The following is a 14,315-nucleotide window of genomic DNA, read 5'->3' on the forward strand; positions in this document are numbered from 1 at the left end:
GGCATGGGGCATGGGGCATGGGGCATTGCTTCTTCTCTCCGACTCTCCCATTCCTCCACTCCCCATTTCTAAGATTCTGGAACGATCGGAACACCATCCTTAAGATTGAGCAACCCCGAAATAATAATTTTCTCTTCTGGCTGTAAACCTTCGAGAACTTGGTAATTGTTACCTCTGATATCGCCTAGCTTCACCCGCTTTTGTCGAGCTACTTGTTGAGACACACCTTCGGGAGATTTTTCTGTTTGAGCTATATATGCAAAAGTTTCTCCGGCAACACGAGTTACTGCTGTAGTTGGGATTAAGACTCCGGGTCGCTGATTCCAAATCACTCTAGCTCTTACCAATTGATCGGCACGTAGCTGACCTTTAGAGTTGCTAAAAAGCGCTTTCATCTGTATTGATTGCGTGTTATCATTGACGTTGGGCGCAATGAAAAAGACTCGACTAGTACCCAAACTCTGACCTTGGGCGTTCATAATCTCTACTGGCATACCCTTACGTAATTGGGGCCCTCGTTCCAGTGGTACAGAAACTTGAACTTCTAAAGGTCGGTTTTGAGTGATGGTAACTAATTGTGTAGAAGTATTAACGAAATCGCCAACTTTCACTGGGATGTCGCCTACTGTACCTTCAAAGGGAGCAGTAATTTTGTAGTACTGAAGCTGGACTTGTTGTCCTCTAGTATTTGCATCAGCTTGCAGTAAGGCTTTTTCAGCCTGTGATATTGTAGCTCGTTGTGCTTGAATCCTGGAATCAATTGCACCGAGACTAGCCCTAGCAGTAGCGAGTCTGTTAGCATACTGCTCGCTAGTTTGTCGAGATACGGCTCCTTGGTCTGCTAAATCAGAATACCTTTTGTAGTCTTGCTGGTTCAATTGCACATCAGCAAGGTTGGATAGTCGCTCTGCTTCTAGGGATTTGAGAGTAGCGCGAGCATTCTCTAGCTGCGCCACAGATGCTTGACCAGCGGCATTGACCCCACTAAGTGCGGCTTGTTGCTCTCTAGGATCTACTTGGATAATTGCTGCTCCGGCTGTAACTGAATCTCCTGACCTGACAAATATCTGGGTGACTTGACCCTGAATTCTTGGTTGGAGGTTAACAGAGCGTCGGGATTCTAGGCTAGCAATAAAATCTGAACTTTCCTCAATTGTGCCAGTTTGTACTGTCGATAGCTTTACTCTTACCCCTGGAGGTTGAGCATTGGCATTTGCAGGTGCTGAATCTTTCAACGTGAGTAAACGCCATACTGCGGCTCCGCCCCCAAACACTAGTAGTACAGCTAACAATAACCAAAGCCACCGCCGTTTTCTAGGAGGTGGCTCAAATGAGGTTTGTGGAATATTTTCTCCAAAGTCAGTTTGAGGCTCAGGGGATGTCATGGCTTATGAGGAACCTAAAGAACAAATTAACTTGAACTGAATCAGGATTTTATCTGTCGATATTGAAATTACTGATTTAGCATGAGGTTCTGTAGCAAGTTATGTGTTAGATCACCCTAATATACTATTTTTATAATTTTGTCTAAATCTATCGAAAGGTGAATGATTAAATCAAATTTAAAAATGAGGTGATTCGGTTATGCAGCAGGGCATGGGGAATTGGGAAGAGCCTTGAAAGTCTTTTGTTATCAGGGTTTGATTGATCAGTTGATGTCCTAATATATGTGGCAAATGCCATAATTCTAGAAACAATGTCAATAGGTATCCAAAAATTGGCTTACAGTTATTGACTGCACTGCGGAAAGTCTGAGTGTCTGCATCTGTGCGATCGCAACGTGCAACGCAAAATTCTACTTTTCCTAATCGTGCCTTGAAGAGTCAGGCATAATTGTCTTTTGAAAATTTACGCCACTAAGGTGAGCTCCTCTAAGGTTAGCTCCTCTAAGATTTGCCCCTCTAAGATTCGCCCCTGTCAAGTTCGCTCCACTCAGATTAGTCCATGCCAAGTTAGCATCGGTCAAGTCAGCCTCACACAGATTAGCCCTAAACAGATATGCACCACCCAAGTGAGCCTTACTCAAATTAGCTTTGTACAGATCAGTTTTGTAAAGGTAAGCCCCCATTACTTCCGCTTCGTAAAGATTTGCCTCGCTCATGTTTGCTGCAATCAAGTTAGCTGCGATTAGATTTGCAAAACTGAGGTTAGTCCGGTGAAGCTTTGCTGCACCCAAATCGGCATCTTTTAAGTTAGCGCTTCTTAAGTCAGTCCCAATCAGGTTAGCATCAGTCATCACAGATCTCATAAGATTCGCCTCACTCAAGTCAGCTCCAATCAGATTGGCATGACTGAGATCTGCCTGTGTAAGTGTAGCGCCCCTCAAGTTAGCAATAGTAAAATTAGCCGCACTCAGGTTAGCTTCAATAAGGATTGCTTTGTAGAGGTTAGCACTACTGAGGTCAGCACCACTAAGATTTGCTCGCACTAGTAAAGCATTACCTAAATCTGCCCTGTTCAAGTTTGCCTCCTGAAGGTTAGCGCCTCTGAGGTTATCCCCTTGCAAGTTCGCAGCGCTGAGGTCTGGTTTCATCTGGGGATTTTTTTGTCTCCACTCAATCCATTTAACTGCACCTGCTTTTAGTAAAGCTAGATGCTCTCGATTTGCCATTTTCTATCCTTTATTCCTGACGCCTACTTTGAGTATTTGCTCGTCCAGCTACATTTTCAATCGCCGCTAATGCTCCCGCCGCACCTGCAAGAATATCCTGTTCTTGTCCACCTAAGTAAAGCCGTCCAAAGCTACCTACAGCTTGAACCTCAAGAATATTAATCGATGCTGCTTTTTCCGCTTCATTCGCAGCCAGTGCGGCGTAAGCAGCAGGTTCAACTTCTAATACATATAGCGTTTGCCCTGCTAATAATAGCTGTCCCCGTCGCGTGCGGTTAATGAGTTGTGTTTGATAAGCATCAATGTTCCGGATAATCTGGGTAGAAACGACACGCGGTTTTAGACACTCTTCTTTTTTAACTCCTAATGTCTCCAAAATCGCTTGACCAGCAGCTCGCGTTTCTCCTTGAGAGGCAGAATGAACTTCCAATAGACCATAGAGTCGTTCAACTACCTGTACTCCCGGACGAACAGAAGCAGACTTGAGCGCTACATCAGTAATTTTATTAATTTCAATGCCAGGGGAGATTTCAATCCACAATGACGTATCTCCTGGTAATGGTAAAAAACCTTGGGCTACTGTTCCTATATATGCTGCATGTTGAGGTTGCAGGCTGTCGAGAAATACGAAACTGCGTAGTTCTATTCCCAAGGTGTCGCTCTCCAGTTATGAGGGTATAAAGTTATCTATTGCAATATATGAGTGTAACGTTAAACTACCATCTGAATTTGTGGCCTGGCTCTTCAAGAAGAAGCACTGCGGGAGCTTTCTGGAGAAGTTTGTGCTGCTTATCCAAACTGGGGTGGTTTTGCCGACCGCGTAGGTAGAGAATTTAATATAGCTAGTGTAAAGCCTGAAATGATTTCTATATAATCATTTCAGGCTTTTTATTTGTAAAATCAAAAGCGTCAAGTAGAGAAAGGAAAAAACGATGAAAGAGCCTCAAGTGGCAATATCCATCCTAGATATAGACCATTTAGGAATAGTAGCAGGAATAATAGACGAGATGGAATTGGTAGAAGAAGTAAATAAAATAGTGGGAATAAAAACGAAGGAAACCCTAATACCAGGACAAGTAATGAAAGCAATGATCTTGAATGGATTAGGGTTTTTGAGCGCCCCATTATACCTATTTGAAGAATTTTTTGTAGGGAATCTTCAGACTCATCTTCAGTTACTATTTGCTGTAATTGATACCAAGTATAAGAGACTGATGGAGTTATGATACTGAAACTGCGATCCAAGTGTCTGATAGGCTAGTTATAATCTAAGCTATATGCTAATGAAGTCAGGCTTTCTATGACTGCACAAAAAGAAATTCGCACTAGAGCGATCGCTCTGCTGGAACAATTACCAGAAGAATCTTTAGTAAAGGCAGTGGAATTTTTAGAATCCCTTTCTCATGAGGCTTTACAGGTATTAGAAACGCCTAAGCCTGAAGCCAATGAAGTAGCTTTAATTCAAATTATTCAACGCCGTCTGTCTTCTGAAGAACAAGACAGATTGACTTATTTGCGTCAGCAAAACGAAGCTGAAGTGATTATACAGACAGAATATCAAGAACTACTAATGTATGTTGAGCGCGTCGAACAACAAGATGCTGAACGCGCAAAAGCATTAATTAAACTGGCTCAACGATGATTTTACAGAGGTGATTGGTAAAACAGCTTGTGGTCGAGCAACAGTTGAAGCTTTACGTTTGAATCGCTCTGGTGTTGTCAATCTACGTCGTTTGTTGAGGAGTGCAAATCTGCATCCACCAAAGAAGGTGGAAGATGATGAGTAGCATTCTTTGTTTATGTTTGCGCTTTTGGATTTCGGCGACTGGTAAAATAATTAATGCTTCAATTAATCAGGTAAATAGCTGAACATTGCCACAATCAGTGCATTTACGCGCCTGTAGCTTTTCACCTTCTCCCCACCCAGCCCCATCAGCACGGAAATATACCCACTGGCTTGCTGATTCTCCAACGGTACGACCCCAAACAAAGTTCTGTGAACCGCAGATAAGACATGGCGCTTCTTGTTGCGTGTAGCTTTTTTGATTTGGTTGGTTGTTCATGAGCTTTGCCCGATTAATAATTCTGAGTGCAATCTTCAACAGGCATTGCGCCAGAGTGCGATCGCTCCAAATTGATTTACCTGAACTGCATGGTAAAATTGAGGCTGTTTTACCATAGCAACAAAGTTTCCACAAAAAACCCCAACTTCATCAGGGCTAGGGCAGAAATTTTAATAAAGTTACACACAAATCATGCCACAACTCAATATTCGTTAGAGCGCTATCGCATTCCTCTTGTCTTTCCAATCGAGTGATGCCTATTATGTTCCCGGACGAGAGCGAATACGATCGGGTATGTGATGGCGATCGCCTAATATTTCTAACAAGGGGCCATTAACATCAAATTTAACCATACTTATCGACGCGACCAAAATATTCACCCGATAGCGATAGCGTCCTAAATCAATTCCCAGTAAACTGCAAAGCATAATCCGAATCGTGGCTTTATGGGAAACGACTAAAACATTACCTTGGGGATGTTTTTCTTGAATTTCAGCAATTACAGGCATAGAACGGTTAGCAATATCTACCGCAGTTTCTCCACCTAGTGGTGCATTCCAAGCGGGTTCTGTCAACCATTTTACATAGTTTTCTACGTAATTCTCTTGGGCAAAGGATTTACTCTTCCTTTCCCATTCGCCGTAACTACCTTCTCTCAATCCGTCACGCAACTGCATATCCATACCGATAGCATCACAAAATGGCTTGGCAGTTGCAATTGTGCGCTTCATCGGACTAACATAAACCGCCTCCCACTTCAATTTCTGATAAACATCGGCAAAACCGGATGCCATCTGCATCCCTTCTGTTGTCAACTGGGCATCAGTTTCACCGCAGAAATTACCACTTTGACTAAAAGTAGTTTCTCCATGTCGCAGTAAATATAAATTGAGTGTCATAGCTTGTATCGCAATTGGGATCAAGGAGTTTGTGCAAAAATAAACTACCATCAATCTCGCAATCGAGTCTGTGACACCAGGACAAAGTAATCAGCCAAAAAAGTCAGTTCCCTTACAAACTTTTGTCAACGAGATCAAAAGTAGAGGTAAGAGCTAGTACTCTCGTTTGAGCCGGGATACGGATACCGTTGGCGAATTCCCCAAACAGCTAAACTGAACTGCTCCTTGAGCTTTCTGAGCAATTTTATACCCAGATGCAATCTTCCCCAAATAAGCAACCAACTATTCTGCTGTTGAAGAAGATAGATAGGTTTTAGAAAAAGTCAGGACTTACGCAAGTGTCATATTTTTAACGCCAGGGGTTGTCCAGAGTCAAAGGTCAAAAGTCCAAAAAACCTTGATTTTTGAACGCCGCTTGCTTCAAGTCGGCAGAGCCGCAAGGGCGCAGTGGCTCCCCTTGACCCTTGACCCTTGACTCTTATACCAGAAGCCTTGTGTACCAGTTGCGTAAGTCCTAAAAGTAAACGATTAAAAAAGGACGCTTTCCATGAATCAAGTTCGACCCCGCGAAGTTCGCATTGCCCTGATTGGTTTGGTATTAGCAAGCGTATTCCATGCTACTCCCGTGCTGGGAGCTATTCTAACTAAACAAGAATTTTTGGGTGATTTTACCTTAGTCGATGCTACTACCCCTCTACTGAAAAACTTTTTGCCAGACAAGAGCGAATATTCAGGATTCGTAGTTTACTCAGAGGACGGGACTTTGAGTGATTGGGAGGTGAACGTCAACAAGCTAAACCTGAATTTAAAACTAGACTCTACTCTGAATGTTAACTCAACCCCAGATGTCGATTTTGAGCTTGATTCTGGGTCGAATTGGAATTTAGTGGTTGATTTTGGCATTGCTTTTGATGCTCCTAAATATACCTTAGAAAGAACTTCAAGCTCTGAAATTACCTTGACGGGTGAAGTGGGACGGGCAGGAACATACATCTATCAAGATTCTGCTGCCAATATTACCCTGAGTTCTTCATCTACATCAGTACCCGAACCCAATTCCCTACTAGGTCTATTGTTTGGAGTTGGTGCAATTGCCGTCTCTAGAAAAGCTGGTAAGACTAAAGCTTAAATTTAGCCGAAGAAACACAAACCTTATCTGACGCGATCGCTGCGTGAAGGGCGTAATCCCAAAACCAATGAGCCAATGACGATTTAAAGATTTAGCTAACTGTGAATGCACAATTTGTAGTTATGACACAATAATTTAAATTGTTAAGCCAATGCCACCTTTAGCAAATTCTTCAACAGTTTTCTGTGAGAGTTCGTGAGTTGCGATCGCCTGTAACATTGCTAAGGGTAAAGTTAGATGATGCGCTCCAGCTTGTAGTGATTCTGCTGCTTCTTGGGGAGATTTGATACTAGCTGCCAAAATTTCTGTATCACTGCCTTTGAGTACACTAGCCATATCGCGTACTAAAGCAATCCCGTCACCTAACAGCCGGGTAGCACGATTTACATAAGCTATGGCAATTTTAGCTCCCGCTTCCCGTGCTACCGCCGCCTGTGCTGCACTGTATATTGCTGTCACCGAACAAGTAATTTCTGACGATAAACTCGCCACTACCTCAAACCCTATAGGTGTTGCGGGAATCTTTAATATTGTTTGCGAACCAATAAGCTCAAAAGCTTTCTTACCTTCAGCTAGCATCCCATCTTTATCAGATGCCATAAGTTGATAGTATAACGGGCCATTCGTCAAGGTAACTAATTTTTTGAGTGTAGTTTCTGGTGGGGTATCGCTTTGAGCCAAAAGTGTTGGATTGGTTGTAATGCCCTTTACCCAACCCCAAAGTTGAACAGCTTCAGCATCAGATGCGATCGCTGAGTCTAGATATAATGCCATAATTTTCCCTCCAGTAAATTCCCTGACATTAATAATGTAGAATAGCCGAACCCAGATCTTTTGACGCAGCTTTCAAGGATAATTCATTTTATACAGCAGCCTGCACGGAGAACCCAAGATGACATCTCCAGAAACGGTTATATGGCTACAAGAACGCTCGACTTTAGGAATTCTCTCATCTGCGGTGTTGAATGCGATCGCCGAAGTCATTGAAGAACAAGTTGTACCAGCCCAAACTAACTTAGTTAACGAAGGCAATTTCCCAGAAGCGCTTTACATTCTCATCCAAGGTCAACTTGAAAGCAGTAGCACTAATCAAACCAACTCAGCTTTAGCTTGTGGATTCCTCCCCGGAGCGGTGATTAACCTCAAAGAATTGGTGTTGGATGAAGTAACTCCATTCACAATTACCGCCGTAACAGAGTGTCACCTGTGGATTGTGCCTAGCACTAAATTTCGCGCTTTAGTCACCCAATACCCGGAAATTAATCAGGCTTTTTCCCGCCAATTGGCTCAAGAATTGGCTCAAGTCACATCTGCTCTTGGCTATGAACAAGAACGTTCCATCGCCTTGCGACCATATTTAGTCACCAAAGCACAACGGGGAATTGTGGGTACAAGTCGTTATGCTGTGCGTCTACGAGAGCAAATTAGAGAAGCCGCTGCTAACCGGAAATCAGTGGATATTTTCGGGGAACCAGGATTAGAAAAAGACAATATAGCTGCCCTAATCCATTTTGGTTCTCCAAAACGGCGAGAACCAATTATTAAAGTTAATTGCGGTATTCTCCAAACTAGTGGCTCAGATTTATTTGGTCGCGTTGGGGGTAAACCAGGATTGTTGGAATGGCTGGGAGAAGGTACTTTAATTTTCAACAACATCCAAGAACTACCAAGCGAGTTATTACCTGCAGTGACGCAGTTGCTACAAACGGGTACATACACTCCAGTTAGTCGTCCCGGTGAGCCGGCTGCTCAACCTCGCCCCAGCAGAGCACGTATTCTGATTGTTTCAGAAAAAAGTCAATCAAGAATTGGACGCTGTGTCGGTCATATTATTAAAGTACCGCCCCTACGGGTACGCAAAGCTGATATTAAAATCCAGGTGGAATATTATATTAGTCTCTACACACGGGCTAGAGGCATTCCTAAACCACACATTACCCCAGAAGCTTTACGCCGCTTACAGTCTTATGATTTTCCTGGCAATCTCAAGGAATTAAAAAATCTGGTAGAACGGGCAATAGTCCAAGCAGGAGAAGCAAGTGAATTAACAGAAGAAATCTTCTGGCCAGCCGAAGTTAAGAAAAAACGGTTTCGGGTAAATCTTTTAAATGCCTATCCTGGTTTACGGAAGTTTTTACGTAGTCCGTGGTGGCCCGATCGCATTAATTATGGTTTTACCGCAGCTGCTTTTGCCATGATTATTGTAGTGTTATTTGTCGGCCCTCAAACACGCGATCGCAATTTTGTTTTAAATCTATTTTGGGCTTGGTGGTGGCCTTTCTTCCTGTTTCTCTTTCCCTTTTTGGGTCGTGTTTGGTGCTCTGTTTGTCCCTTCATGATTTACGGGGAAATTACCCAAAAGCTATCTCTATGGTTCTTTCCTAGACAACTCAAGCGCTGGCCGAGACAACAAGCTGAAAAATGGGGCGGATGGTTTATGTTTGGGCTGTTTAGCTTAATTTTCTTATGGGAAGAACTGTGGGAATTAGAAAATACTGCCTACCTTTCCGCTTGTTTGCTGTTATTAATTACTGCTGGGGCAATGATTTTCTCCGCTATTTTTGAGCGGCGGTTTTGGTGTCGCTATCTGTGTCCCATTGGCGGGATGAATGGTTTATTTGCCAAAGTCTCAATGACTGAACTTCGAGCGCAGCAAGGCATCTGTTCTGCCACTTGCACTACTTATCAGTGTTATAAAGGCGGGCCGCAAAAGGGTGAAGGAATGGAAACTAATGGATGTCCCTTGTATTCTCATCCAGCGCAGTTAGAAGATAACAGAGATTGCGTGCTATGTATGACTTGTTTAAAAGCTTGTCCCCATCGTTCCGTCGAATTTAATTTGCGTCCCCCTGGTATTGAACTGTGGACAACGCATATACCCCGCACTTATGAAGTAGCATTATTATTTTTACTTTTGGGTGGTATATATCTGCATCGTTTACCAGAGTTGCAATCTTGGTTAGGATTACAAGTGGATTTAACTCAGTTTTGGCAGCACTTGGGATTGTCATTACTAGTGTTAATGATCCCAGCAGTAGCTACTTTTGCAGCTTATGGCTTGATCAAACTGTTCAATTTTCAACGTAAGCCTCGACCATTTGTAGAGCTTGCTTATGGCTATTTGCCATTAGTTTTAGGGGGAAACTTGGCTCACTATCTGCGTTTGGGCTTAGGTGAAGGCGGGCGGATTTTACCCGTAACTTTTGCGACTTTTGGTCTACATGGTGAGCAATTGCCAATATTAGTAGCACACCCGGCTGTGATTGACTTTTTGCAAGGTGCAACCCTGATTTTCTCCGTGTTATTAACGATATTATTAACGCAAAAAATAGCACGTCAACCGCTGCGATCGCTCCTCTGGCAACATTTAGCAGCCATTGGACTAGGAGCTAGTATGTGGGCAATTATTGTGTTATAGTCTTAGATTTTTTAACAGATTTGCTAGTTATTTACCTTGCAGCTATCATCAACACAGTATGCTGATTGATAGGTACTAGGACGCTTGCCAAAGAGGGTGTAGCGATGATCGCGGATTTGTTCGTAAAAGCGATCGCCTACCCACTTGACCCCAGGTAAAGCTCTATAAGCATCTACAAATACCCTTCCTAGGGGCAATAACCGCCCAATTTCCTCTGCTGCGTCACTACCTTGCCAACGTCTTTGAGGCGCATTGGCATCAATCAAAATCATGCCCTGTTCACAATCTTGGGCTGTGATTCCCCACCCAGAAAGTGTCTCTTGCTCTTGCATTGAAGCGTAGCGAAACAGCTTTCCTTGGTCTAAGGTTTCTAATAATTGCACTAAGGTAACGCACAGATGACAATTCCCGTCGTAAATCACGTAGTAATTCATGGAAATAGAAACTCTTTGAGTTTCTTGACTACAAATTATTGGCTTTAGCTCGACTTTATCCAAAATTAAGAACTCGGCTTTCATTATCTGACAAAAATCCTGGTTTTTTGGCAAATACTTTTTCCATGTCACTGATTTACGCTCAAGTCCAAAAACTAAAACTAGCGTCTCGCAATGGTTCCAGCGTCGGGTTTTGAGTTGCGTAAAAATGGATAAAGTCGAGTTTAGAGGATGTTTGAAAAGTATTAGGCGAATAGAATTCGCTACTACACAAACCAAGTCCACCTCTGTGGACTAACACCAAATCAAGGGTTTGTTAACCTGCAAAGGCAGGTTTGGTCTCGTGTAGCCAAGCCACTGCCTTGAGCGGGTTCCCCTGTAGCAAGTGGCGCGCGATTTCTAACCACCAGGATACATGAAAACGGACTTTTAAAACATCCTCTAATTCACATTAGGCGTCACTCTTCAATTTACACCGAACATTCGTCACTCCAAGTGCTGCAAAGAAGGGATTATGCCCGAACGCAGCGATAATTAAACTAGGAAGTAATTTCAGTATTATTTATGGAGAGCTACTAGCATGGTCAACAATAACAATCAAATACTACCATTACCAACAGAGGCTGACAGAGAAGAGTTAGAAGGTGTTGTGCAGGTGTTAGCAAATGTAACTAAGCTCCCTGTTGAAGTGGTTAAGCCACATTTGGATGCATTGCTTGAGCAGTTGATGAAATCAAAACAGGAGCAACCATTTTACAAAACTGCAACGGCTCTTGAGTGGATAACAGCTTTTCGAGAATGGGCAGAGAGCCATAGGCGAGATACGCCCTTACTATCAGAGTATGCTTTAAGTCGGGCAGGAATATACGATGATGAGGAGTCCGAAGATATTTAAGTGACTTATCTTGTCGATACCAACTTATTACTACTAAGCGTACAACCACACCACCCAATGTATGCAGATACACTGAACGCAATTTCAACTTTACGAGGAGCAGAGTCAGAGCTTTTTATTACCTCGCAAAACCTCATAGAGTTTTGGCGAAGTGCAACACGATCTGTCCAAAGGAACGGCTTAGGCTTAACCATGGCTGAAGCTAGGACGGAACTGGAGCGTTTAGAAGGTTTGTTCTTGGTACTTGAAGATGTACCTGAGATTTATCCAGAGTGGAAGCGATTAATTTTACAGTATGGGGTAGTAGGGGTAAATGTCCACGATGCTAGGCTTGTAGCCTCAATGTTAGTCAACAGGTTAACCCATATCTTAACTTTCAACCTTAGGGACTTTAACCGCTACGCTTCTGAAGTCACCCCTGTGAACCCAACTAGCTTTACACCACCCTATTCGTGAGAGCTATCAGGTTGTCATCTTGCACTCTTTCTTTTATATTAATTTGGCTCAGGGAAGACGTATACGCTGTGAACAGATAACAGATAGTAGACAGCATTGAGAGAGCAACATGAGTAAAGCATATCCCAGCCAAAATTGCATCTCACACACTACGTTTATTGCTCCGTCGCCGTTTTGGTATTGATGTTCTCACTTTCCAGTCCCAACCTATTTAATTCACATTAGGCGTGAGTCTAGTATCCAAGCCATTTTAAAAATTCAGTATGCTGATATTGCGATTATTCCGGCAAACACGTATTATGTATCACGCTGGGAGTTACATGCAAAATTCGTAGCCCTCAGTATTGATGGGTACAATGCCCAAAGCCTACAGAAAGCAAGTGAAAATCTAGTGAGAACATATTCATGAGATATAAACTGTTGGGCAAAAGCGGGTTAAGAGTCTCAGAACTTAGCTTGGGAACCATGACCTTTGGAGAAGACTGGGGTTGGGGTGCATCCAAAGACGAAAGTCAAAAAATATTTGATACTTATGTGGAAGCTGGAGGCAATTTTCTTGACACCGCCAACGGTTACACCGATGGTAGCAGTGAAAAAATTGTTGGTGAGTTGATTGCTAAAGACCGAGAACGCTTTGTAGTTGCGACTAAATATTCCTTTCCCTTGCAGATGAACGACAAGCAAGGCAACCCTAATGGTAGTGGTAATCATCGCAAGAATTTGATCCAATCTTTAGAGGGTAGTCTAAAACGGCTGAACACTGACTACATTGATTTATTCTGGTTGCACGCCTGGGACTTTACAACGCCTATTGAGGAAGTGTTGCGATCGCTTGATGATCTGGTACGTCAAGGCAAGATACTATACATCGGCATTTCGGATACCCCTGCTTGGATCATTGCCCAAGCAAACACCATCGCCCATTATCAAGGATGGACACAATTTATTGCTCTACAAATTGAGTATAGTTTGCTTCAGCGGACACCAGAACGAGACTTGATCCCAATGGCTAAAGCTTTCGACTTGGCAATAACACCGTGGTCGCCTTTGGGTGGTGGTGTGTTAACAGGCAAGTACAATAAACCTAGTCAAGAAGGCGGCGAACAAGGACGATTAGCCAATTTTGGGGTAACTATTTCTGAAAATAATTTAGCAATTGTCGATGCTGTCAGCCAAGTCGCCGCAGAAATCGGTCATACAGCCTCACAGGTAGCACTAGCTTGGTTACGCGCTCAAAGCGGCGTGATTATACCCATCATTGGCGCACGCAAACTAACTCAATTTCAAGATAATTTAGCTTGCCTTGATGTCACTCTATCGCCAGAACATCTGCAACGCTTGAATGAAGTCAGTCAAATTGAACTGGGTTTTCCCCATGACTTTTTAAACAATGACACGATTCGCGATCGCCTTTTCGGTGGCACATTTAGCACCATAGACAACCATCGTAGTTAGTCTAATAGTCTTTAAAAGTAACACATTCAGGCGTTAATTCAATCTGTCGCCAGAGAGTTTCCCAGAGCCGACAACTATCTGTAGAGTTAGTTATAGAAGGCATTAACGTAGAACCATGAGCGACAACACCCTTGCATCACGATTGTATCCCACCCGCATTGACCTTCCCGCCGCAGCGAGAGTGCAAATCGTGGTAATTCTCAACCAAACCTTGGCAGCCACTCTAGATTTGAAAACCCAGGCTAAGCAAGCGCACTGGAACGTTAAAGGCACCGACTTCTACCAGCTGCACGAACTATTTGATGAACTGGCTGGTGAATTGGAAGAGTATGTTGATATGGTTGCTGAACGTGTCACCGCTTTAGGCGGATACGCTTTAGGAACAGCCCGCGCCGCAGCTAGTAACTCAATTCTGCCAGAATATCCCTTTGATATTTTGGATGGTAAAGAGCACGTGACAGCTTTAGCAGATCGTTTTGCTCCCTTTGCTAAGCATATTCGAGAAGCGATCGACAAAACCAATGAATTAGGCGACGCTGATACTGCTGATCTTTACACTGAAATTTCTCGCACCATTGACAAACGACTCTGGTTCTTGGAAGCTCATCTGCAAGTATCAGAAATCAAGGGAGATAATGGCGCAGCAGGCGCTACTACAAAAACTCCCCAGAAAGCTGGTGTAAGATAAGCACTTTCTCAAACCTAGTAGTATCTTTCTGGTAAGTACGTTACTTTTTAGTGCGTACTTTTCTTTTTGTATGTATATACTTTACCAAAAACATGGGTTTAAAGCCTCGCCCTTGAAGGGCGACTTTGCTTAATTTAAAAAAAATGAGTTTTTAGCTTCATATTTTTGGTAAAATACTAATATGAAAACACTGAAGTTGAAGCTATATCAACACAAAAGAAATAGATACCTCAAGCACATAATAAATGCTGCCGGGGTAATTTATAA

The 14,315-nt window shown here is 43.0% G+C and carries 15 protein-coding genes and 1 pseudogene; 9 read left to right on the forward strand and 7 right to left on the reverse strand.

Annotated features, from left to right (window positions below):
• Window positions 1-68 precede the first annotated feature (68 nt).
• The 3 genes from IQ246_RS23560 to IQ246_RS23570 form a co-directional block, all read right to left on the reverse strand.
• Window positions 69-1,385, reverse strand: coding sequence for an efflux RND transporter periplasmic adaptor subunit (locus IQ246_RS23560; protein ID WP_194005757.1), 1,317 nt, complete (start codon window positions 1,383-1,385; stop codon window positions 69-71).
• A 419-nt stretch (window positions 1,386-1,804) separates the two neighbouring features.
• Window positions 1,805-2,611, reverse strand: a complete 807-nt coding sequence (locus IQ246_RS23565) for a pentapeptide repeat-containing protein (protein ID WP_194005758.1) — start codon at window positions 2,609-2,611, stop codon at window positions 1,805-1,807.
• A 10-nt stretch (window positions 2,612-2,621) separates the two neighbouring features.
• The gene (locus IQ246_RS23570; RefSeq protein WP_194005759.1) at window positions 2,622-3,263 is read right to left on the reverse strand and encodes a hypothetical protein; all 642 of its coding nucleotides are present in this window, start codon (window positions 3,261-3,263) and stop codon (window positions 2,622-2,624) included.
• 280 nt (window positions 3,264-3,543) lie between these two features.
• Between IQ246_RS23570 and IQ246_RS23575 the strand changes: the two are divergent.
• The 3 genes and pseudogenes from IQ246_RS23575 to IQ246_RS31005 form a co-directional block, all read left to right on the forward strand.
• Window positions 3,544-3,783: pseudogene (locus IQ246_RS23575) on the forward strand (DUF4277 domain-containing protein); the annotation flags it as partial.
• Window positions 3,784-3,911: 128 nt separating this feature from the next.
• Window positions 3,912-4,253, forward strand: a complete 342-nt coding sequence (locus IQ246_RS23580) for a hypothetical protein (RefSeq protein WP_194005760.1) — start codon at window positions 3,912-3,914, stop codon at window positions 4,251-4,253.
• Between the two features lie 10 nt (window positions 4,254-4,263).
• Window positions 4,264-4,398: a hypothetical protein gene (locus IQ246_RS31005; RefSeq protein WP_255515627.1), complete on the forward strand. Its 135-nt coding sequence runs from the start codon at window positions 4,264-4,266 to the stop codon at window positions 4,396-4,398.
• 66 nt (window positions 4,399-4,464) lie between these two features.
• Here the strand turns inward: IQ246_RS31005 and IQ246_RS23590 are convergent, their stop codons facing one another.
• Complete coding sequence (locus tag IQ246_RS23590; protein ID WP_194005761.1) at window positions 4,465-4,674, reverse strand: hypothetical protein; 210 nt, start codon at window positions 4,672-4,674, stop codon at window positions 4,465-4,467.
• 260 nt (window positions 4,675-4,934) lie between these two features.
• Window positions 4,935-5,573 carry a histidine phosphatase family protein gene (locus tag IQ246_RS23595; RefSeq protein ID WP_194005762.1) on the reverse strand — a complete coding sequence of 213 codons (639 nt, stop codon included), beginning with the start codon at window positions 5,571-5,573 and terminating at the stop codon, window positions 4,935-4,937.
• A gap of 547 nt (window positions 5,574-6,120) precedes the next feature.
• Here IQ246_RS23595 and IQ246_RS23600 point away from each other — a divergent pair.
• Window positions 6,121-6,702, forward strand: a complete 582-nt coding sequence (locus IQ246_RS23600) for a PEP-CTERM sorting domain-containing protein (RefSeq protein ID WP_194005763.1) — start codon at window positions 6,121-6,123, stop codon at window positions 6,700-6,702.
• Window positions 6,703-6,837: 135 nt separating this feature from the next.
• Here the strand turns inward: IQ246_RS23600 and IQ246_RS23605 are convergent, their stop codons facing one another.
• Window positions 6,838-7,476 carry a transaldolase family protein gene (locus IQ246_RS23605; protein ID WP_194005764.1) on the reverse strand — a complete coding sequence of 213 codons (639 nt, stop codon included), beginning with the start codon at window positions 7,474-7,476 and terminating at the stop codon, window positions 6,838-6,840.
• 118 nt (window positions 7,477-7,594) lie between these two features.
• On the opposite strand from IQ246_RS23605, the gene IQ246_RS23610 reads away from it, so the two are divergent.
• Window positions 7,595-10,120: a sigma 54-interacting transcriptional regulator gene (locus tag IQ246_RS23610; RefSeq protein WP_194005765.1), complete on the forward strand. Its 2,526-nt coding sequence runs from the start codon at window positions 7,595-7,597 to the stop codon at window positions 10,118-10,120.
• A gap of 23 nt (window positions 10,121-10,143) precedes the next feature.
• Here IQ246_RS23610 and IQ246_RS23615 read toward each other — a convergent pair whose 3' ends face one another.
• Window positions 10,144-10,554 carry a thiol-disulfide oxidoreductase DCC family protein gene (locus IQ246_RS23615; RefSeq protein ID WP_194005770.1) on the reverse strand — a complete coding sequence of 137 codons (411 nt, stop codon included), beginning with the start codon at window positions 10,552-10,554 and terminating at the stop codon, window positions 10,144-10,146.
• Between the two features lie 580 nt (window positions 10,555-11,134).
• Between IQ246_RS23615 and IQ246_RS23620 the strand changes: the two genes are divergently transcribed.
• The 4 genes from IQ246_RS23620 to dps all read left to right on the forward strand — a co-directional run bounded on the left by IQ246_RS23620 (window position 11,135) and on the right by dps (window position 14,048).
• The gene (locus IQ246_RS23620; RefSeq protein ID WP_194005766.1) at window positions 11,135-11,449 is read left to right on the forward strand and encodes a hypothetical protein; all 315 of its coding nucleotides are present in this window, start codon (window positions 11,135-11,137) and stop codon (window positions 11,447-11,449) included.
• Entirely contained in the window at window positions 11,450-11,905 is a 456-nt protein-coding gene (locus IQ246_RS23625) for a type II toxin-antitoxin system VapC family toxin (RefSeq protein ID WP_194005767.1), read from the forward strand. It begins immediately after the preceding gene.
• A gap of 405 nt (window positions 11,906-12,310) precedes the next feature.
• Window positions 12,311-13,360: an aldo/keto reductase gene (locus IQ246_RS23630; RefSeq protein ID WP_194005768.1), complete on the forward strand. Its 1,050-nt coding sequence runs from the start codon at window positions 12,311-12,313 to the stop codon at window positions 13,358-13,360.
• A gap of 115 nt (window positions 13,361-13,475) precedes the next feature.
• Complete coding sequence (dps, locus tag IQ246_RS23635) at window positions 13,476-14,048, forward strand: DNA starvation/stationary phase protection protein Dps (protein WP_194005769.1); 573 nt, start codon at window positions 13,476-13,478, stop codon at window positions 14,046-14,048.
• Window positions 14,049-14,315 lie beyond the last annotated feature (267 nt).

Origin of the sequence: aff. Roholtiella sp. LEGE 12411 (assembly GCF_015206995.1) — a bacterium.
GTDB lineage: Bacteria > Cyanobacteriota > Cyanobacteriia > Cyanobacteriales > Nostocaceae > Komarekiella.